The sequence below is a fragment of the Rhodococcus sp. H29-C3 genome (assembly GCF_030063405.1).
Lineage (GTDB): Bacteria > Actinomycetota > Actinomycetes > Mycobacteriales > Mycobacteriaceae > Rhodococcoides.
Genome location: NZ_JASITC010000064.1, coordinates 1 through 875 on the forward strand (window position 1 = coordinate 1; position 875 = coordinate 875).

1 protein-coding gene and 1 pseudogene are annotated in these 875 nt (G+C 65.3%); both read right to left on the reverse strand.

The annotated features are described in order from the left end of the window. Positions 1-311: pseudogene (locus QMK32_RS25180) on the reverse strand (hypothetical protein); the annotation flags it as partial. Between the two features lie 157 nt (positions 312-468). Then, the coding region (locus QMK32_RS25185; RefSeq protein ID WP_283478302.1) for a hypothetical protein at positions 469-875 on the reverse strand (407 nt) is incomplete at its 5' end.

The window sequence follows — 875 nt, forward strand, 5'->3', positions numbered from 1 at the left end:
TCGGTGTAGAAGTCTCCGCGATAGTGCATAAAACCTGGGTCGCCGTGTTGATCGAGCGAGCGAATTTCGACGTTGATGCTGGGGCGCACGCTCGGAGGAGACGCAGTCTCGGCTGGTTCGCGTGCGGTTGCTAGATCGCTGTCTGTCGCGCCGTGTGTGCGCGCTTCGGCTTCCCATTGTTTTCGGTATGCGGCCAAATCAGTGAGGACGGAGGGCAGTTGAGCTTCGGTGCTGCGGGCGGCTTTGTCGAATCGAGCGGTAGCGCGTGCGTACTGAACCAGTGCGCGGCCGAGAGGCGATGGTGCGGTCATGTGTGGTTGTCTCCGTTGGAGTGTGGGTGCGACGGTGCGCACCGGGAGGTGAGAAGTACGAGTGGTTGCACGCGCGGCGAGCAGCGCGGACGAGAACCGCCGAGCGTGCGTGTATCCGAGGGCGATGAGAGGTGCGCAGGAGAACGACGCACCGAGTTCAGCTCGCTGTCGGTTCCGACTGCTGAGTCGAGGGCTGGCCGTCGCCGTGCAGTGGTGCAGTGTCGGTGTCGGCGTTGCGGTTGGTGTCGTCGTCGTGTTCGCTCGACTGCGCAACGATGCCGACGCGTCGACGCGTCGGACTACTCGCTCGCGAGCTCGAACGCTTGGCCGCTTTGCTGCGCGAAGGTTTCTTGTTCGCCGGAGTCGGTGAGGCCAGGCCGCTTGCGGTCAGTTCGGCCGCAGTCCATCCGGCGTCGATCGCTTGCTTGTACGCGGCGGCGTGTTCGGTGTCGGCGCGGTCGGCGGCGCGAGCCGCTTCGTCGACCTTCTCGCGCGCAGCGGATGCAGCGCCGGCGGCGTCGAAGAGCGATTCGATGTACTTGGTGCGGGACAACGCGGCATCGC